23 protein-coding genes and 1 pseudogene are annotated in these 19717 nt (G+C 27.5%); 15 read left to right on the top strand and 9 right to left on the bottom strand.

All coding sequences use genetic code 11. From position 1 onward, the window contains the following. From CRU95_RS05965 to CRU95_RS05935, 7 genes and pseudogenes are all read left to right on the top strand, one after another. Positions 1–495: pseudogene (locus CRU95_RS05965) on the top strand (ATP-binding protein); the annotation flags it as partial. A gap of 66 nt (positions 496–561) precedes the next feature. Next, positions 562–1269 (top strand): UMP kinase, encoded by a 708-nt coding sequence (pyrH, locus tag CRU95_RS05960; protein WP_129100223.1) that lies wholly within the window; start codon positions 562–564, stop codon positions 1267–1269. A 13-nt stretch (positions 1270–1282) separates the two neighbouring features. Further along, positions 1283–1495: a DNA-directed RNA polymerase subunit omega gene (locus tag CRU95_RS05955; protein WP_129100222.1), complete on the top strand. Its 213-nt coding sequence runs from the start codon at positions 1283–1285 to the stop codon at positions 1493–1495. 5 nt (positions 1496–1500) lie between these two features. Then, on the top strand, positions 1501–3642 hold the full coding sequence (locus CRU95_RS05950) for a bifunctional (p)ppGpp synthetase/guanosine-3',5'-bis(diphosphate) 3'-pyrophosphohydrolase (RefSeq protein ID WP_129100221.1): 2142 nt from the start codon (positions 1501–1503) through the stop codon (positions 3640–3642). Between the two features lie 52 nt (positions 3643–3694). Beyond that, the gene (gene tyrS / locus CRU95_RS05945; RefSeq protein ID WP_129100220.1) at positions 3695–4903 is read left to right on the top strand and encodes a tyrosine--tRNA ligase; all 1209 of its coding nucleotides are present in this window, start codon (positions 3695–3697) and stop codon (positions 4901–4903) included. Positions 4904–4912: 9 nt separating this feature from the next. Then, complete coding sequence (locus tag CRU95_RS05940) at positions 4913–5989, top strand: nitronate monooxygenase (RefSeq protein WP_129100219.1); 1077 nt, start codon at positions 4913–4915, stop codon at positions 5987–5989. A gap of 91 nt (positions 5990–6080) precedes the next feature. Continuing rightward, on the top strand, positions 6081–7328 hold the full coding sequence (locus CRU95_RS05935) for an N-acetylmuramoyl-L-alanine amidase (RefSeq protein WP_129100218.1): 1248 nt from the start codon (positions 6081–6083) through the stop codon (positions 7326–7328). Here CRU95_RS05935 and CRU95_RS05930 read toward each other — a convergent pair. The 5 genes from CRU95_RS05930 to CRU95_RS05910 all read right to left on the bottom strand — a co-directional run bounded on the left by CRU95_RS05930 (position 7291) and on the right by CRU95_RS05910 (position 10334). Then, the gene (locus tag CRU95_RS05930) at positions 7291–7734 is read right to left on the bottom strand and encodes an NUDIX domain-containing protein (RefSeq protein ID WP_129100217.1); all 444 of its coding nucleotides are present in this window, start codon (positions 7732–7734) and stop codon (positions 7291–7293) included. The two genes, CRU95_RS05935 and CRU95_RS05930, sit on opposite strands and share 38 nt — an antisense overlap. Then, entirely contained in the window at positions 7734–8804 is a 1071-nt protein-coding gene (locus tag CRU95_RS05925; RefSeq protein WP_129100216.1) for an LptF/LptG family permease, read from the bottom strand. Before CRU95_RS05925 ends, CRU95_RS05930 begins: the two co-directional genes overlap by 1 nt. Further along, on the bottom strand, positions 8805–9356 hold the full coding sequence (pth, locus tag CRU95_RS05920; protein WP_129100215.1) for an aminoacyl-tRNA hydrolase: 552 nt from the start codon (positions 9354–9356) through the stop codon (positions 8805–8807). Positions 9357–9361: 5 nt separating this feature from the next. Continuing rightward, complete coding sequence (locus CRU95_RS05915) at positions 9362–9898, bottom strand: 50S ribosomal protein L25/general stress protein Ctc (protein ID WP_129100214.1); 537 nt, start codon at positions 9896–9898, stop codon at positions 9362–9364. Between the two features lie 73 nt (positions 9899–9971). Continuing rightward, the gene (locus CRU95_RS05910; RefSeq protein ID WP_258238642.1) at positions 9972–10334 is read right to left on the bottom strand and encodes a hypothetical protein; all 363 of its coding nucleotides are present in this window, start codon (positions 10332–10334) and stop codon (positions 9972–9974) included. 70 nt (positions 10335–10404) lie between these two features. On the opposite strand from CRU95_RS05910, the gene folD reads away from it, so the two are divergent. The 3 genes from folD to rpiB are packed head-to-tail and all read left to right on the top strand — an operon-like array spanning position 10405 to position 12500. Next, complete coding sequence (gene folD, locus CRU95_RS05905; RefSeq protein ID WP_129100213.1) at positions 10405–11265, top strand: bifunctional methylenetetrahydrofolate dehydrogenase/methenyltetrahydrofolate cyclohydrolase FolD; 861 nt, start codon at positions 10405–10407, stop codon at positions 11263–11265. Continuing rightward, positions 11266–12051 carry a signal peptidase I gene (lepB, locus tag CRU95_RS05900; protein ID WP_129100212.1) on the top strand — a complete coding sequence of 262 codons (786 nt, stop codon included), beginning with the start codon at positions 11266–11268 and terminating at the stop codon, positions 12049–12051. Further along, complete coding sequence (rpiB, locus tag CRU95_RS05895; protein WP_129100211.1) at positions 12051–12500, top strand: ribose 5-phosphate isomerase B; 450 nt, start codon at positions 12051–12053, stop codon at positions 12498–12500. The genes lepB and rpiB overlap by 1 nt, the downstream gene beginning before the upstream one ends. A gap of 11 nt (positions 12501–12511) precedes the next feature. On the opposite strand, the gene CRU95_RS05890 is transcribed toward rpiB, so the two are convergent. Together CRU95_RS05890 and CRU95_RS05885 are read right to left on the bottom strand one after the other, a co-directional pair. Next, entirely contained in the window at positions 12512–12934 is a 423-nt protein-coding gene (locus tag CRU95_RS05890) for a GNAT family N-acetyltransferase (RefSeq protein WP_129100210.1), read from the bottom strand. Further along, positions 12931–13911 (bottom strand): DUF2156 domain-containing protein, encoded by a 981-nt coding sequence (locus CRU95_RS05885; RefSeq protein WP_129100209.1) that lies wholly within the window; start codon positions 13909–13911, stop codon positions 12931–12933. Before CRU95_RS05885 ends, CRU95_RS05890 begins: the two co-directional genes overlap by 4 nt. A gap of 247 nt (positions 13912–14158) precedes the next feature. On the opposite strand from CRU95_RS05885, the gene CRU95_RS05880 reads away from it, so the two are divergent. Then, positions 14159–15388 carry an HD domain-containing protein gene (locus tag CRU95_RS05880; protein WP_129100208.1) on the top strand — a complete coding sequence of 410 codons (1230 nt, stop codon included), beginning with the start codon at positions 14159–14161 and terminating at the stop codon, positions 15386–15388. 26 nt (positions 15389–15414) lie between these two features. Here CRU95_RS05880 and CRU95_RS05875 read toward each other — a convergent pair whose 3' ends face one another. Continuing rightward, on the bottom strand, positions 15415–17388 hold the full coding sequence (locus CRU95_RS05875) for a TonB-dependent receptor (protein WP_129100207.1): 1974 nt from the start codon (positions 17386–17388) through the stop codon (positions 15415–15417). 143 nt (positions 17389–17531) lie between these two features. Between CRU95_RS05875 and CRU95_RS05870 the strand changes: the two genes are divergently transcribed. After that, a complete protein-coding gene (locus tag CRU95_RS05870) occupies positions 17532–17777 on the top strand; it encodes a hypothetical protein (protein ID WP_129100206.1) in 246 nt (81 codons plus the stop codon). A 9-nt stretch (positions 17778–17786) separates the two neighbouring features. Beyond that, positions 17787–18188, top strand: coding sequence for a hypothetical protein (locus tag CRU95_RS05865; RefSeq protein ID WP_129100205.1), 402 nt, complete (start codon positions 17787–17789; stop codon positions 18186–18188). 10 nt (positions 18189–18198) lie between these two features. Here CRU95_RS05865 and nth read toward each other — a convergent pair whose 3' ends face one another. Continuing rightward, positions 18199–18846, bottom strand: a complete 648-nt coding sequence (gene nth / locus CRU95_RS05860; protein WP_258238641.1) for an endonuclease III — start codon at positions 18844–18846, stop codon at positions 18199–18201. A 135-nt stretch (positions 18847–18981) separates the two neighbouring features. On the opposite strand from nth, the gene CRU95_RS05855 reads away from it, so the two are divergent. After that, the gene (locus CRU95_RS05855) at positions 18982–19254 is read left to right on the top strand and encodes a type II toxin-antitoxin system Phd/YefM family antitoxin (RefSeq protein WP_129100204.1); all 273 of its coding nucleotides are present in this window, start codon (positions 18982–18984) and stop codon (positions 19252–19254) included. Further along, on the top strand, positions 19255–19578 hold the full coding sequence (locus tag CRU95_RS05850; protein ID WP_129100203.1) for a type II toxin-antitoxin system RelE/ParE family toxin: 324 nt from the start codon (positions 19255–19257) through the stop codon (positions 19576–19578). Positions 19579–19717: the final 139 nt, after the last annotated feature.

Genomic DNA, 19717 nt, shown 5'->3' with positions numbered 1-19717 from the left:
GATGAAAATAAATCAATAAATCCATTATACACAATACTAAAAAAAAGTATTAAAATATCAAAAGATAGATTTTATGAACTTTGTAAATTTTACGAAGCAAATCAATTAATATTTTTTATAAAAAAATACAATCATGAAAAGTCTACAAAAAAAATATATGCTTACAATCATGCTTTTCTAAACTCAATTTCCCATAATAAAAAATTTAAAAATGAATTTACAAATATGGTTTTTCTCCAACTACAAAAAGAGCATAAAAATATATACTATTTAGACAAAATTGATTTTTTAATTGAAGAAGAAAGAACTTTAGTTTTAGCAATTCCTTTTTTTAATACTCTGTTAAATAATACAATTATTAAAAAAATATATTCAACAATTGATGATTTAAATATTCAACAAGTATATATAATAACAGCTGGTAATAATGATATTATAAAGTACAAAAAAATAGAAATAAATATTTTGCCCTTTTATGAATGGGCAGTACAATAATTTATTTAAATGAGTATTTAGTTTTATTTAGATATAATCCAAAAATTATAATAAGGACACCTACCTATGAAAAAAAGAGTACTTGTTAAGTTTTCAGGTGAAGCTTTAGCTGGTAGCGATGGATATGGTATTGATACAAAGATACTTGATTACATTGCAGAAGAGATAAGAGAATTAGTTGATAATGATATAGAAGTTGGTATCGTTATTGGTGGAGGTAATATTATTAGAGGTGTAACTGCAGCTGCTGATGGTGTTATTAAAAGAACTAGTGCAGATTATATGGGTATGTTAGCAACTGTTGTAAACGGTATTGCAATGCAAGAAGCATTAGAACACAAAGGTTTAAATGCTAGATTACAAACTGCTATTAAAATGGAACAAATTGCTGAACCATATATTGTAAGAAGAGCAAAAAGACATTTAGAAAAAGGAAGAGTTGTTATTTTCAGTGCAGGTACTGGAAATCCATTTTTCACAACAGATACAGCAGCAACTTTAAGAGCCACAGAAATTGGTGCTTGTATGTTAATTAAAGCTACAAAAGTTGATGGTGTTTATGATAAAGACCCTGCAAAATATGATGATGCGATTAAATTAGAAACATTATCGTATGATAGAGCTTTAGAAGATTCAATAAAAGTTATGGATGATACAGCTATTGCACTTGCAAAAGATAATAGCCTTCCAATAGTCGTAGCTGATATGTATACAAAAGGTAATTTACTTAAAATCATAAATGGTGATTTAAGTCAATGTTCAATAGTAAAATAAATAAAGGAATAGTATGAGATTAGAAGAGAGATTATCACTAGCATTAAAAAAAGTAAACAACGATAGATATATCCTTGCATTAGCAGTTGGTCAAAGAGCTGATGAACTAAGTAAAGGTGCAAAACCACTTTTAGAAAAAAATACTCAACATATGAAATACACAGATATTGCAATTGATGAAATTGGAGAAGGTTTATTAATTATTGAAGGTTTAATAAATAAATAATAAATATGGATCCATATATAAATAAAATTCAGCATATAAATACTATAAAAAGTGCTTATGCTGAATTAAACTCTCAAATAGAAATAACTCCCAAATTAAAAGATATTATTGATTTTTCAATTGAAGCCCATGAAGGTCAATTTAGAAAAAGTGGGGAGCCTTATGCTGTACATCCATTATTGGTTGCTTGTATAACTGCACATTTTGCTGCAGAAGAACCTATAGTCGCAGCTGCCTTACTTCACGATGTGGTTGAAGATACTCAATATTCTTTAGAATTTGTTAAAGATAGATGGGGTGAAGATATTTCTTATATTGTTGATGGACTAACAAAGATTGATGAAATTAGAGAAAGTGAATTAGTTTCTTCAGATTCAAATAAAAAAATAGTTACTTCTGCTTTAACTTTTAGAAAATTATTAGTAGCATCAATTGATGACCCAAGAGTTTTAGTAGTTAAACTTTGTGATAGACTTCACAACATGCTAACTCTTTCAGCATTACCTCCTAAAAAACAATTTAGAATAGCAGAAGAAACTTTAGTAGTTTATGTTCCTATTGCTCATAGACTTGGGATTTCTACTATTAAAAATGAGTTAGAAGACTTAGCATTCTTTTACATTTATCCAGATGAATATAAAAAAATTGATGACTTTATGAAAGAGAATCAACAAACAATCCAAATAGGTTTTAATCAATTTATCTCTTCAACAAAAATGTTGCTTGAAAAAAATGGTTATGATGAAAGCAAAATTAAAATATTTTCAAGAGTTAAACACCACTATTCTATTTACATGAAAATACAAAGAAAAGGTGTAACTATAGATGAAATTTTAGACCTTATGGCAATACGAATTCTAGTAAACAAAGAGATTGATTGTTATAAAGTCTTAGGACATATTCACTTAGAATATAAACCTTTAATCTCAAGATTTAAAGATTATGTTGCAACCCCTAAAGAGAATGGTTATCAAACAATTCATTCAACTGTTTTTTTTAACTCAAAAATTCATGAAGTGCAAATTAGAACATTTGAAATGCATAAAGTTGCAGAATATGGAATTGCAGCCCATTGGAAATATAAAAGTGGAATCAAACACTCACCTAATTTGAATTGGTTAAAATCACTAGAATATACAAATGAAAATGTAGAAGAGTTTTATAGTGAAGCTAAAGAAGATTTATATTCTGAAGATATGGTAATTTACTCTCCAAGAGGAGATACTTTTACTCTTCCTAGAAGTGCAACTGCATATGATTATGCATATATGATTCATACAGATGTGGGAAATAAAGCTGTTGATTGCTATATAAATAAGGTGAGAAAACCTTTATTAACAGAACTTAAAAGTAGTGATATTGTTTCTATTAATACAACAGATCATAATATTCCAAGATGCTCTTGGATACATATGGTAAAAACAAATAGAGCCAAAAAACAAATAAAACTTTTGTGTACACAAAGGGATAAAGAGATAAATGAATATAGTGGTAGAAATATATTAAATACTATTTTTTCAAAATACAAATCATATATTGTAGCAGATCATAAAATTGAAAATATCTATAAAATTCCTTTATTATTGGATTATTTAAAACATACAAAAAAAATGATTGAAAAAAAAATCCAAGAAAATATGAATTTTGTAGAGCGATTTAAATTAACTCCAAAAAAATTAAAAGAGTATAAATTTGAGAATATTCTTATTTATTCTAACTATTCAATTAATTCAGTCTCATTTGAGCACTGTTGTCATCCAAAAGTTGGTGATGATATTGTAGCTTTCAAAGAAGGAAATAAAGCGATAATTCACCATAAAATGTGTGATAAAGCTTATAAAAAGATAAAAGCTGAAAAAGAGATGATTTTTTGTAAATGGGTAGAAAATGAACTTTACCAATATAAAATGGTTGTTAGTTTACAAAATACAAAAGGTGAATTAGCAAAACTTTTAATTTATATGAGTCAATATGAGGGTTATATTTTATCAGTTAGCTATGGAAGAGAGCAACACAGTTATATTCAATATTGTGATATAGAGTTTGAAATTGATAAAAAAAATAGAGATGAAGTGCGTAAAATTATAGAAAAAAAAGCAAAAGTTATTGAGTTTTTTTCAAAAAAAGATGCATATAACAAAAACTAAATTTTTATTTAATAAATAAAAAGTATAATAAGCCATTATTTAAAGAGGTATTATGGAAAATAAAATAAAAGAAGCATTAGCAGAGATTCAAAGAGGAAGCTTTGAAATAATTGATATTGAATCAATTGAAAAATTATTAAAAAACTATTATGAAAAAGGTGAAAATTTTTATGTGAAAGCTGGTTTTGATCCAACTGCACCTGATTTACATCTTGGACATACAGTTCTTCTTCAAAAATTATCAGTTTTCCAAAAATTCGGGGGAATCGTTCAGTTCCTAATAGGTGATTTTACTGCGAGTATTGGAGATCCTACTGGAAAAAGTGAGACAAGAAAAATATTGTCGAAACAACAAGTTTTAGATAATGCCCAAAGTTATAAAGATCAAGTTTTTAAAATACTAGATGAAAGTAAGACAGAAGTAGTTTTTAATTCAAATTGGTTAAATGATTTAGGTGCAGCAGGACTTATAAATCTCGCTTCAAACTTAACAGTTGCAAGAATGTTAGAAAGAGATGATTTTTCAAAAAGATATGCCTCAAATACTCCAATTGCTGTAAGTGAGTTTACTTATCCCCTACTTCAAGGCTATGATTCAGTTTTTTTGAAATCTGACATAGAACTTGGAGGAACAGATCAAAAGTTCAACCTTCTGATGGGTAGAACATTACAAAAAGCATATAATATTGGGAAACAACAAGCAGTTTTAATGATGCCAATATTAGAAGGACTTGATGGAGTTCAAAAGATGTCAAAATCCTTAAATAATTATATTGGTGTAACGGATGAAGCTAATAATATGTTTGGAAAAGTATTATCTATATCAGATGAACTTATGTGGAGATTTTATGAACTTTTATCTTCAAAATCTTTAAAAGAAGTAAAAGAATTACATGAAGGTGTACAAAAAGGTACAATTCACCCAAAAGTAGTTAAAGATTCATTGGCAATAGAACTTGTTGATAGATATCATGGTGAAGGGGCAGGATTAAAAGCCCAAGAAGAGTTTAAAAAAGTTTTTGCAAAAAAAGATATCCCTAGTGATATTGCAGAATTTGAATTAAAAGTTAATACTTGGATTTGTCAAGCCTTAGTAGACACTAGTTTAGTAAGTTCTACATCTCAAGCTAGAAGAGATATAAAAGCGGGGGCAGTCAAGATAAATCAAGAAAAAATTAATGATGACAAATTAAATTTGTCAAAAGGTGAATATATTTTACAAAAGGGTAAAAAAAGTTTCGCTAAGATAGTTATAATATAAAGGGCTAATTTGAAAATAGGTAAATATGAAATTAAACACAACATTATTCAAGGTGGAATGGGTGTTGGAATAAGCTGGGATAAATTAGCAGGGACAGTAAGTAAAGAAGGCGGTCTAGGTGTAATATCAGGTGTAGGAACAGGATATTACAAGGAAAATGAAAGTCTTGATATAAAAATGAAAAAAGAAAAACCTGTTGATGTTATGAATTTTTATAGTAAAGATGCTTTAAAAAGAATCATTGATAATGCAAGAAAAATTTGTGGTGATGCACCCTTAGCTTGTAATATCCTATATGCATGTAATGACTATGGAAGAATAGTAGAAGATGCTTGTGAAGCAGGTATAAATATAATTATTACAGGTGCTGGAATTCCTACAAATATGCCTGCATTTGCAAAAAATTATCCAGATGTTGCATTAATACCAATAGTATCAAGTGCAAGAGCTTTAAAATTAATTTGTAAAAAATGGAAAAGATACGATAGACTTCCAGATGCTGTAATCGTGGAAGGTCCATTAAGTGGTGGACATCAAGGGTTCACTTATGAACAATGTTTTCAAGAAGAATATAGCTTAGAAAATATAGTACCACCAGTTATTGAAGAAGCAAAAAACTGGGGAAATCCTCCTATTATTGCAGCTGGTGGAATTTGGGATAAAAATGATATAGATAAATTTATTGCTATGGGATGTGCAGGTGTTCAAATGGCAACTAGATTTATAGGAACAGTTGAGTGTGATGCTGCTGATTCATTTAAAGAAGTTATTATTAATGCAAAATCTGAAGATATTCAACTTATGAAATCTCCAGTTGGTCTTCCTGCACGTGGAGTTCAAACTAACTTACAAAAATCTATGAGTGAGGGAACAGCGCCAAAAGTTGTTTGTATTTCAAATTGTGTTGCTCCATGTCATAGAGGTGTAGAAGCTAAAGCTGTTGGATATTGTATTGCTGATAGACTTGGAGCTGCTTATCAAGGAGATACTGATACTGGATTGTTTTTTTCAGGTTCAAATGGATATAGAATTAAAGAGTTGACAACAGTTCATGAACTTATGGAAAAATTGACAAAAGGAGAATAAAATTTTTATTAAATTTATTCTTCTAGTCTCACTTTCCGTTAGTCTCTTTGCTTCAACAACTGATTTAACAAATCAATACACTTCAAACAAAATGGATTATTTAAGAGCAGTCTTAAATAATGATAAGAAGAGTGAGAAACAACACTTACAAAACCTAGTAAAAATAGGTAAAAAACTAAATAGAAATGTCAATACATATGAAAAAGAGTTAAGTAAATTAGCTTCAATAGATACAACAAGTAAGAAAACTACAATAAAAAAGACTACTCCTAAAAAAAGTACAACTACATATAAAAATTCTGCCTTTAATATTAGTAAAGTAACAGTAGAAGAAAATCAAATTATTATTGATTTTAAACACTATATCAAAAAAGATTATATTCACTATTCTGAAGAAAAAATTAATGGAAAATATTATGATATTTTCGATTTTGATGGAAGATTTGAAGATGCTTCTCCAACAAAATTAGTAATGAATGGTGTTGATAGAATTAGAATAACTCAACATAAATATAGAACACTTAGAATAGAACTTATAAATAGTTTCAATTTAAAAGCAATATATATTATAAACAAAAAAAGAGTTATTATAAAAATCCTAAATAGAAAAATAGAAAAAACAAATAATTCAAAAGCTATTCCAAAAATACAAAATAACAAAGATAAAGTTATAGTTATTGATCCAGGCCATGGAGGAAAAGACTCAGGTGCCATAGGAACTAAAAAAAGATATGAAAAAAATACCGTTTTAACAGTAGCTAAACATTTGTATTACGATTTAAAAAAAAGAGGTTATACTGTTTATCTAACAAGAAACAAAGATAAATTCATAGAACTTAGAGATAGAACAAAATTTGCAAATAGAAAAAATGCTGATATTTTTATATCAATTCATGCAAATGCAGTACCTAAATCTCAATGGGAAAAAGCAAAAGGAATTGAAACATTCTTCTTAAGCCCAGCAAGAAGTTCAAGAGCTAAAAGAATTGCTGCAATAGAAAATAAAACAGATATGTCTACTATGAATAATAGCTCACAAAATGCACTTTTAACTATTTTAAATCAAAGTAAAATCACTGCAAGTCAAAAACTTGGAATAGATATTCATCAAAATCTATTATATAGTGCTAGAAAAAAGTATAAAGATATAGAAGATGGTGGAGTTAGGGAAGGACCTTTTTGGGTATTAGTTGGGGCGCAAATGCCTTCAATTCTTATTGAAATTGGATATATTACAAATAGTACAGAAGGTAGAAGATTATTTGAAACTTCATATCAAAGACTTTTAGCAAATGGAATTGCTAATGGAGTTGATTCTTATTTTGCAAAAAATCAATAATCTTTGAAATTAACTTACTTTGTTTTGTTCTGATATTTGGTAAATTATAAATAGAAAAAAATTTTACTTTTGAGTTTTCCCAAGATAAGTTATTATCTAATAGTTTATCTTCAAAAAAATACTCATCTAAGTTTGTTACTTTATTTGCATTTACTAACCAGATACCAATATCTTTATCTATATTTATTTGATCGAAAAATTCTTCAAAATCAGGAATTTCTACTTTTATATTACACTCTTCATAGAATTCTCTTCTTGCACATTGTAAGGCTGTCTCAGCACTTGTCTTTACACCTTTTAAGCAACCCCATTTATTAAGACTTTTTACCGACTTACACAATAATATTTTAATATCATTTTCTTCTATTTTGTATAAACATATACCATAAGCATATTTTTTTGCCATTATTTATAACCTATTTGTTTCTTTATTAAAATGTATGTAATAATATACCATAAAAATATTGGCAATAATATTGAAATTTCAGGATTTAATACTCCTCCAGATGAAAACTTATGAAGCATAAAAAACACTCCCCAAATTACTAAAGTTGATGCAATAGAAAATGAGGTAAATTTTCCAATATTAAAAAACCTACTATTAAAAGATGTATATGAAAAAATCAAAACAATCAAAGGTACAAAATACAAAGGTGCAACTATTTCATAATACAAAGATGCCCTAATTTTACTTGTATTTACTTCTTGATTATTTAGAAGTGCTAAAGCTGTAATTGCATCAACAATAGAAAAAGAAGATGTAGATTCATAAACACTATCTAAAATCTTTGGTTTAAAACCTTCCAAAGTATATAAGAATTTTTCATTATGAATTTCTGTTTTTGAAGTATTCCAATTAATAACTTTAGGTTTTTTTGTAATTTTTGCATCAACAACATACCATCTATTATTTTGAAAATATGCTTTCTTTGCTACAATCCCCTCTTCAATATCATCATCAACAACTTTATAAATATGAATATCATCTGCATATTTTTGTAAAGGGTATAACTTTTTAAAATATACAAAATAATCATTATACTTAACAAATATATCACTTTTTGAACTTGTAAAATAAGTATTCTTTAAAATCTTTTCTTTATATTCATATGAATAGGCTAAAGGAGTCGTTTGTAAGCCTATTAATAAAACTATTAAGATAATTGACACATTAACAACTGGCATAAAAATTTGTCTATTCCCAACACCTAAAGAGAATGAAGCTACCATTTCATTTGTCTTAACCATAATAACAATAGTTATAATCCAGCCAAAAACTAAAGACAAAGGCAGAGTAAGAGTTAGTGTAAAAAAACTATTATATAAAATATATAATAATTGTAAATTGGCAGAATTTGGAACTTCGTCAAAATTTTGTAAAAAATCAATTCCCACAAAAAATATCTGTAAAGATATCAAAACTATGACAAAATTTCTAATAAATTTTCGTAGTAAATATTTTGTTATTATTCTCATTTATTTCATTGTAAATTTGGATTTTACTTCATCTATTGAATCAACTTTTAAAGATTCTATAGCATTGATAGTATGAGAGATTATACCTTCTAGTTTATTTAATTCTTCTTTTGAAAAGTCCGATAATACATAATTGGCAACATCATTTTTATTTTCAGGTTTTCCAATACCAATTCGAACCCTTGTATACATATTTCCAACATGAGAATCAATTGATCTTAATCCATTATGTCCACCATGACCACCACCTATTTTGAACTTTACAGTTCCAAAAGGTAAATCTAAATCATCATGTATAACAATGATATCATCTAAGTTTAGTTTATAATACTCTTTTATAGCATGAACTGATAGTCCAGAATTATTCATATATATTGTTGGTTTTACTAAAAGTTGATTTGATGCTTTTAAAACATCTGCGTTGAAGTTTGATTTGTTTATATTTGAAGTTGTAAGTTTTTTAGCTATCTCATCGATAACTAAAAAACCTACATTGTGGCGATTGTTTTCATACTTAGTCCCTGGATTTCCAAGTCCTACTATTAAAAACATATTTACTACTTAGCTTTAATTACACCAACAATTGGTACTCTTGGGTCTAAATAACAAGTTACACCTTCTGGCATAGTAAGGTTTCTTACTAAAACGTTATCACCAGTATCTAAATCAGCGATTTCGATGTGGAAATTTTCTGGTAAATTTTCAATTGCACATTTTACTGCAACTCTTTTTTTATGGAAAACAAATAGACCTTTATTTTTTAAACCTTTTGGAGTTCCATTAACAGTTACAGGTACTAAATAATTAGATTTTACACCTGGTAAAGCCATCATTAAATCTACATGTAATAATTCAGAAGTAATAGGTGCTTTTTGGTACTCTTTTACAACTACTTTACAAACAGTGTCACCAACTTTTACATCAAATGCAACAGTTGTTTTATTTTTCAAAAATCTAATGAAATCATTTCTTTTAAATGCAGCATTGATATTCTCAACACCTTTTCCATAGATATTAGCTAAAATGTAACCATCTCTTTTAAGTTGCTTAGCATTTTGCTTAGTTATACTATCTCTTACGATACCCTCTAACATTTTAATTCCTTGTTTTAATTTTAAAGTTGGGGATTATACAAAAGTATTGTTTAAACTTTCTTTAAGTTACAAACTATTTTTTAAAGTTTCTCACATAAAAATAAATTGATTTTATCTCATCATTAGTTAAAAAATATGAAGGCATAATATTTGAACTACCTCTTTTTGTTGTTAAAACATCAACATAATCTTCAAAAGGAACATTTTTAATTGCAGGAGCCATTAATGTTTTTGTCATATTCTTCTTATCTTTATATTTTGCGATTACAAGAGCTTTATCACCATTTCCATGGCACTTATTGCATCCTATTCCCCTTGGGTTTTCATATAACATGGCACCATATTCATATTCTGTGATAAAAGAGTTATTTATAATATCTTTCGCAAAACTTATGTTTACAAACAAAAAGATAATCGCAAGCTTGGCTATTCTCAAACTTAACCTTTGTATAAATTGTTTTTGGGTATTATAGCAGGCTAAAATTAAACAGTTATAAGGTAACTAGATGGTTATATTAGATGGTAAAGCATTATCAGCAAAAATAAAAGAAGAAGTTAGAGTTGAAGTAGCAGAGTTTGTGAAAAATGAGCAAATCACTCCAGGACTTGCAGTTGTATTAGTTGGTAGTGATCCAGCAAGTGCAACTTATGTAAACAGCAAGCACAAATCATGTGAAGCAGCAGGTATTTATTCTGAGGTTCATACAAAAGATGAAACAACTACGCAAGAAGAGTTATTAGCGTTGATTGAAAATATGAATAATAACCCAAAACTTGATGGTATTTTGGTTCAATTACCACTTCCAAAACATATTGATACTAGAACTATTTTAGAAGCAATTAATCCTTTAAAAGACGTGGATGGTTTCCATCCTTGTAATGTAGGGAAAATGGTTTCAAATCTTGATTCATTTTTACCTGCAACTCCTTTTGGTGTAATGAGAATGTTTGAAGAGTATGGAATAGAATTAAGTGGCAAAAATGCAGTTGTTATTGGAAGTAGCGACATTGTTGGTAAACCAATGGCTTCACTTCTAATCAATGCAAAAGCTACAGTTACTGTTTGCAACTCACGAACAAAAGATTTAAAAGCTCATACAAAAGATGCTGATATTGTTGTTATTGCTGTTGGTGTTCCACACTTACTTAAAGCTGATATGATAAAAGATGGTGCAGTTGTTATTGATGTTGGTATTAATAGACTTGATACTGGTAAATTAACAGGTGATGCTGATTTTGATGATTGTAAAGACAAATGTTCATTTATCACTCCAGTTCCTGGTGGAGTTGGACCTATGACTATTGGAATGTTATTAAAAAATACTCTTAAAGCTGCAAAGTTAAGAGATAAAAGAGAAAGTAAATAAATGTTAAAAAAAATATATAACTGGTCTAGTTCTTGGACTGGTACAATTGTAATTGTTTTATGTATCATATTTTTTGTTGCACAAGCATTTGTAATCCCAAGTGGTAGTATGAAAAATACGCTTCTTATTGGTGATATGCTTTTTGTAAAAAAATTTTCATATGGTATTCCAACTCCAAGAATTCCTTGGTTAGAGGTAAAAATACTTCCAGAGTTTCATGATAATGGACATCTAATCACAGGTGATGGTCCCAAACGTGGAGATATTGTTGTATTTAGATATCCAAATGAAGAGACAGTTCATTATGTAAAAAGATGTGTTGCAGTTGGTGAAGATATCGTTGCACTACAAGATAAAATTTTATATTTACATCCACATGAAGGTAATGAATATGTTAAGAAAAATTATCCAATAACGCAAATTGCTCAATTTGATGGGAAGCTTTGGGTAAAAAATCCATATAGAAAAGATCATCCAGGAATTCATAATGATCCAAGTGTTATAGATAATGGATTTAATCCTCAACAACTATTTAACATGTCTCCAATAAAAGTTCCAAAAAATGAATATTTTATGATGGGTGATAATAGAGACCACTCAAATGACTCAAGATTTTGGGGAACTGTTAAATATAAATATATCGTAGGAACTCCTTGGTTTATCTATTTTTCTTGGGACAAAAACAAAGAAGTAAGATGGGATAGAGTTTTTAGAACAGTTGGAAGTATAGAAAAAGATATAGAAGGAAAAGAAATCAAAATCAATCACGAAAAAGGAATTTACTAATGAAATATTTTATTGGTGCAGATCATGCTGGTATTGATATTAAAGCTTATGTAAAAGAGCTTTTTGAAGCAAAAGGTCATGAAGTAATTGACTTAGGCCCAAATAATAAAGATAGAGTTGATTATCCTGATTTCGCAGCTAAAGTTTGTAAAGAAGTTTTAGCAAATGATGGTTCAAAAGGAATATTAATCTGTGGTTCTGGTATTGGTATGAGTATGGCTGCTAATAAGTTTGATGGTATTAGAGCAGCCCTTTGTCATAATGCATACTCTGCACAAATGGCAAGAGAGCACAATGATGCTAATGTAATTTGCTTAGGGGAAAGAGTTTCAGGATTAGGAATGGTAGAAGCTATTATTGATGCTTGGGATAAGGCGACTTTCCAAGGTGGAAGACATGAAGGTAGAGTTGAAAAAATAAACAAGCTTTTTGGTAGCTGTAGAGCTTAAAGACTAAAGAGTTATCTCTTTAGTCTCATCTTCATTCCATCTTCATCATCATAAAATTTTTCTAAAATCTTTACTTTTTCAAATCCAAACTTTTCATATAATTTTATAGCTGGTAAATTACTAACTCTCACTTCAAGTTCAAAGATATCTTTATCTAAATTGTTTAAAGAAAACTCCAATAAAAACTTACCTAAGCCTTTTCCTTGAAAATCTTTTAAAATAGCAAGAGAATATAGCCTATAATGATTTTTTCTTTTAAGCCATAAAATATAAGCTACAATTTTTTCTTCAACTACTAACTTATAAACTATATTTCTTTTTAAATGATAGTTAAAAGCTGCTTTAGTTAAAGCAGCACTATCTCCAAAAAAAAGTTCTTCTTCTATAAAAAAAAGCTCTTTTATATCAGAAGTTGTTGCAATTTCTATTTTCATCTTTGGTAAATAGTGTACTTTGGTACTAATTTATTTGGTCTATATGACATTTTTACTTTTTTTAAATTTTCAAATCCCATATCATCACCCACATTTATATAATCCACATTAAATTTATCTTTTAAGATTTTTGTGAACTCCCTAAATATAAATTGTGCACAACCAAGTATTTCGAAATCAGTTTTCTCGATAATTACACTTGCTGTTTGTTCATTTATTTGATCACCTACTGTAAAACCTTTTATTTCATCGTTTATATAAATAACAAGTCCAATGATATCAAGATTATCATAATCATTTATTAATCTTTTTATAGCAAATCTTTCAAAATATATACCATCCATAAAAACTTCTACTTCTTCTTTTGGCATATAAGTTGTTCTATCTTTTACCCATTTATTAAATAAAGCTAATACTGCTGCACCATGTTTTTCTTTGTTTAAAATTTCAATTCTATGATCTGGATAAATCTTTTTAAATTTATTTATCTCATTTCTTTTTGATTTATAAGAATCACCTTTTAACTCTATTAGATCTTCTACTTTATAAATATAATCAACAAGTTTTTTTTCAATAATAAAATCTTTTAGCATCTCATATACTAAAGTACCCTCTTCCAAATAATCAACAAAGCCTTCTAATAATTCTTCATGTACATACTCAATTTTAGAATAATTTCTATTACTATTGTGAGCATTCATTATTTCAAAACATTGTAACATTGCATCATAAGTCTTACTTTTTTTACCAATTGGAGGTAAAAGCATAGATAACTCACCAGAACTTAAAATAAACAAACAAAAGGTATCATTTACAATTGCATAAAATCCAGTTGCAGTTGATAACCAGATATAATTACCTGCAAAAGTATAATCACTAACATCTACATTTATTAATTTTAAGTATTTTGTCATTTCATCTTTTGCATTTAAATCAAAGTGTTTTAAAGTATAATTACTTACTGTCAGAGTTGACATTATTTTTCTTTTTCCTTGTGTAAATTTTCAAAATTATACACCTAATTTTGCATTTTGCGTCAAAAATTATAAAAGTTTTTTCTAAGTACCTATTTATCAATATTATGGGATAATCAAAACAAAAATAAAGAGTCTAAAATGCAGGAACCATGGGTAGCTTATGTAGTAGTTGGAACAGTAACAACACTTATGCTTATAGGCAAAAAAATGATATTTTTTGATGACTCAAAAAAGAAAGATAAAAAAGATGATTAACCACAAAATTATAGATTATATTTTTACTTCAGCTTCAATTCAAAGATGGAATGACTATCCTAGAATGGTTGAATTAGTAGAATTAGATAAACAAGCTCATAAATTCATTATTGCATATTTTATTGCAAAACTTGAAGATGATATAAATTACACACACCTAATAGAAGCTGGGATATTCGAATTTTTACGACGAGTTGTTGTAACAGATATCAGACCTGATGTATTTAGAAATGCCTTACAAAAAAAATCAAAAGAGATAAATGCTTGGGTTATAGAAAAACTTCATGATTCTATAAAAGATATTGATGGTGGTAATTTTTTAAAAAAATTTCAAGAATATTTAGAAAATCCAGAGATGTACAAAAAAGAGAGATTTATAAATAAAGCAGCTTCATATCTTGCTACAAAATGGGAATTTTCTATTGTATACCAAACAAGTGCTTTTTTAAATGATGTAGAAGATGTGAAAAAAAGTGTTGAAGAAGAACTTGAAGATTATTATGAATTAATAGGGGTTAGAAAAATTGCCCTTAATAAAAAACTTTCTAAAATAGTTGATTTAAGTGGAAGACTTAGATTTCAAAAAAGATGGTCACAAACTCCTAGAATCCCTGAAACTTCTGTTTTAGGACATATGTTAATAGTTGCACTATTTGGATACTTTTATTCCCTTGATGTGAATGCTTGTGATAAAAGATTGCAAAATAACTTTTATACAGCACTTTTCCATGATTTACCAGAAGCATTAACAAGAGATATTATTTCTCCTGTAAAATATTGTGTTGATGATTTATCTGAAATCATTAGTGAATATGAAATCATAAAAATAGAAGATGATATCATGCCAAATGTTCCTGAAAAAATTAAAGAAGAATTTTCATATCTTTTAGGTTTATATGATGGCATAAAAGATGAATTTTTAGACAAAATCAATGAAGATAGTATACAAATTGTAAATGATAGTTTAGCATCATACAATGTTGATAAATATAATGCAATAGATGGAAAAGCCTTAAAACAATGCGATAAATTATCAGCTTTTATTGAGGCTAGTTTATCAATTTCTCATGGTATAAAATCAAAAGAGTTAGTAAATGGTAAAAAAGAAATTATAAAAACCCTTAAAACTGTTCAAGGTGTAGATTTTAAAGAAATAGCTACAAAAATCGACCTAGCATTTGGAACAACAGGTCAAACTCAAGTTAGAATGGACTTTGAATAAAAGGAAGAACTCTTCCTTTTATTTTATTAGAATTTATATCTTAAATTAATATATCCATATCTTCCTGGATCATTAAAAGTAATTTGGTTTCCACCTACAACTGTATATGAAATATCTTTATAAGTATTTGTTGAAGCATAAGTTTTATCAAATACATTATCAACACCTAAAGTTATTTCAAAATTTTTACTTATGCTATTTTTATATTTTAAGTTAAAAAGAGCATATCCACCTAACTTCTGTTCCCCATTGTCAGTATCAACTTTATTCCAGTTATCAACAGCTACCATTTCTGCTGTTAGTTTATGAATTGAATACTCATAGTTTAAAGCTATATTAGCTTTTAAAGGAGGAATTTCTGCTAAGTTTTTATTTGTTTGACCATCTAGTGCTTCATCTTTTTTACCCCTTTGATAAGCAATTCCATAATCTGCTGAAAAAGAGTCACCAAATAGATAAAAACCGCTTATTTCTGCACCATAAATTTTAGCATCAACATTTTCAAACTTTTTACTTGTAGAATTGTTATAAATATAATCTTTTAACACAGAATAAAAAAGTTTCGATTTAATATTGAAATTACCTATTGTTTTTTCAAAACCAATATCAGCTTCATAGTTTTTTGTTTGTTTTAAGTCTTGATTTCCTTTTGAACCCATTCCAGAAAAATAAAGTTCTCTTGCATCTGGAACTCTAGAAGATTTACCAATTCCAGCAAAATACTTAGTAGATTCATCTTGATTATAAACAGCAAAAACATTTGCACTTAGTGCATTGTATTTTCTTTCATTTTTTGTATTACCATCTGGCTCAATATTTGTATGGTCATATCTTGAACCAAAGTCTAAATTTAATTTACCAAAATCTTTCTCTAATTTTGCAAATATTGCTTTATTTGTAGTATCTGTTGATGGAAAAGAATCAGCAGTTGGTGTAATATTCCCTGTTGTAATTGATGTTTGATAATTATTACTTCTCCAGTTTCTAACACTTGTATCTAATCCAACTGTTAAAATTGAATCAGCAAGTTCCATACTATTTTTTATTTTTGTTCCCCAAATTGATGTTTTCATGTGACTTGTCATATACATCATAGTAGGATTTCTTAATTTAGTACTCATAGGATGGTCAACATCTGAGTAATAATAATCCAAATTCAACTCTTTTGAATACTTACCTAAATCTCTTTTTGTATACCCAATAGTATAAATATTTGAATCATCATAATCGGCATCCATTCCACCAGCTGGATATAATACATTATCGCTTCTGTTTGCCGTATATGAAAGTTTTACTTCTGAACTATCATCTATATTAAAAATTAGTTTAGATAATAGTGTTTTTTTAGTATATGCTTTTTCATTAGAATCTTTATAACGTGTTGTAGAAGGAACACCTTTTTCAACTTGCTGTTCGTAAAAATTATTACCATTTCCATCTTTATATTGGTCACTTTTTTCAGTTGAAGCTGAAAGTAATAATTTAAATCTATCTGTTCCTCCACTTATAGTTGCACTTGCTTTTCTATAATTAAAGCTTCCTGCATTTAGATTGATTTCACCTTGTAAATCTTTTGTTGGTTCTTTTGTATGTACTTGTACTTTTCCACTTAATGTTCCAAAGTTCTCAATATCATATGGACCTTCTATTACTTCTACACTTTCTACATTATTTGTTAATATATGTGATGTTACGGGATCCATTCTATTAGGACAAGCTCCATATATCTTTGCATCATCTATTAATACATTGATATTATCTTTCTTTTGTCCTCTTAAGATAATATCATTTGCAATTCCATTTCTTCTTACAATTGATATTGAAGGTACATTTTTACTTAAAGCTTCCGCTAAATCAGCCGATTTTAGTTGATCTTCACTTATATCTTTAACTACTTTTGTATTTATCTTTTCTAGAACATTTACTGTTGGTACTTCAACTTCATTCCCTAATAAAACTGTTGAAGCAACAATACTTAACAGACATATAGACTTTTTCAATACTCTCTCCTTATTTTTATAATGTATTATTATGTATATCTGTTAATTTTGTGTTAATAGTTAAATTTAATTTTTATTTAATAAGTAAGAAATAATAATGCCAAGACAAATATGATATACTAAAATAAATTTATGGAATAAATATGGCAAAGATTACATTAGAAATTGAAGACAAAAATTTAGATACTGTTTTAACGATATTACAAAGTATAAAAAGTGAACTTATTACTACTATAAATGCAAATGAAAATAAATTAAGTAAAAAACCTTTTAAATATGTACCTAAACATCCAATTAAAAGAAAAGTTATATCTCCAGATGTACCAATAAATAGTACAATAAGTCTAAAAGATGATTATAAAAAGAATCTACAAAATAAAATTAAATAGGAAAACCTTATGCAAATATTTTTAGGAATTATACTAGTTATTATTTTAATAGGAATTATTATATATAAACTAAATAATAAATTTGAGAAAAAAGAGATCATTCTTTTATCTTCTATTGTTATAGTTGTTATATTAGTTTTTACAATGTATCAGAAAAATCAAGAGAATTTTTTCCCAAATACTTTTAAAGAGAAGTATAAACAAGAGAACAATATAGAAATATTAAAACTCTCAAGTGAACTTTTAAATAATAAAGTTGTCTCTTCAAAAGACCACTATATTTATAAATTCACTTATATAATTAAAAAAAATGGCAAAGAGTACTTATGTGTTGCGAATAATGTAAATATTAATAAAATCCAAGATGAATATATTTTTGACAAATGGACTGAAGAGTGTAAAGAACAATAGTCTCTTAAGTCTAAGCAGGCTTAAAAGATTGTTTTGTTTTGCAAACATGAGGAAATAAACAATTATCACACTCAGGTTTTACTGCTTTACAAGTATATCTCCCAAATAAAACCATCGCTTGATGGAAAATATGTAAATCACCTTTTAGTTTTTTTACCAAATGTTCTTCTGTTTGCTCAACAGTTTTTCCATCACTTAAACCTAAACGATGTGATACTCTAAATACATGAGTATCCACAGCCATTAAGTTAGCTCCCTCAGCTTCTATCATAAATACATTTGCAGTTTTATTTCCAACTCCAGCTAATTTCATCAAAGCTTTTGTATCATGGGGAATATCTCCACCATGATTTTCAATAACGCTACGAGCCATTTTTATGATATTTTGTGACTTATTATTAAAAAAAGAACATGAGTTTAACAATTTTTTCACATCTTCAAGACTTGCTTCAGCCAAATCAAAAGGCGTAGGATACTTTTCAAACAATGCAGGAGTAATAATATTCACCCTCTTATCAGTACATTGAGCAGATAGTATAATGGCAATTAAAAGTTCAAAATCATTTTTATAATTTAGTTCTGTAACAGCATCAGAGTATTTCTCAACAAAGGCTTCTTTTATTATCTCAATATCTTTTTTAGTTGCTTTTTTAGCCAAGGTATTCCTTTCAGTCATCATGATGTGATTTTAGTGAATTATTTTGAATATTGGATTAAAAAATAAAAGAATAGTTACTGTTAATACTAAATTAAATCTAAATTTAGTACAATTTAAGATATAAAAAGGAATATCATGTATTTAAGCCAAGATATAAAACCAATAAGTTTTCTAAAGTCTAAAACAGCTGATGTAATCAATGGTGTCAATGAAAATAAAAGAACTGTTATAATTACGCAAAATGGCGAAGCAAAAGCTGTGGTGCAAGATATAAAAAGCTATGAAAATATGCAAAATTCAATCAACTTATTAAAACTAATAATTCTAAGTGAAAAAGATATAGAAAACAAAAACCTAATAAAACAAGATGAAATGTTTAACAATTTAGAAAATAAACTATTCAACTAAATGAAAAACTACGAAGTACAATGGACAAAAATCGCCCAAAACGACCTTTTAAACATAATAGAATATATCAAAACAGATAGTGTAAATATAGCAAAAAAAGTATTCTTTGAAATAAAAGAAGAGTGTGCTAAGCTCTATTATTTTCCTGAACGAAACAGAATAGTACCAGAACTCAATGAAATTGGTATTTCAAAATACAGAGAAGTTATTCACAAACGATGGAGAATCATTTATAAAATAGAAAGCCAAACAGTTTATATTTTATTAGTAGTTGATTCAAGACAAAATTTAGAAGATATTTTGTTTCAGAGGTTGATTGGTTAAGTTAATGAATCTTTTTATTTTATAACAAAAGATTCTTTTATTATTTTAATGTCTTGATTAGTTTCTTTTCATAGTTAAAATTAGAATAATATTTTTAAATGTTATGTTAAATGTATTTTCTTTGTTCAATTAAACAAAG

This window comes from Arcobacter sp. F2176, assembly GCF_004116465.1.
GTDB classification, from domain to species: domain Bacteria; phylum Campylobacterota; class Campylobacteria; order Campylobacterales; family Arcobacteraceae; genus Arcobacter; species Arcobacter siniprincipis.
The sequence above is the reverse complement of the archived record's forward strand: the minus strand, read 5'-3'. Positions and strand labels throughout refer to the sequence as shown.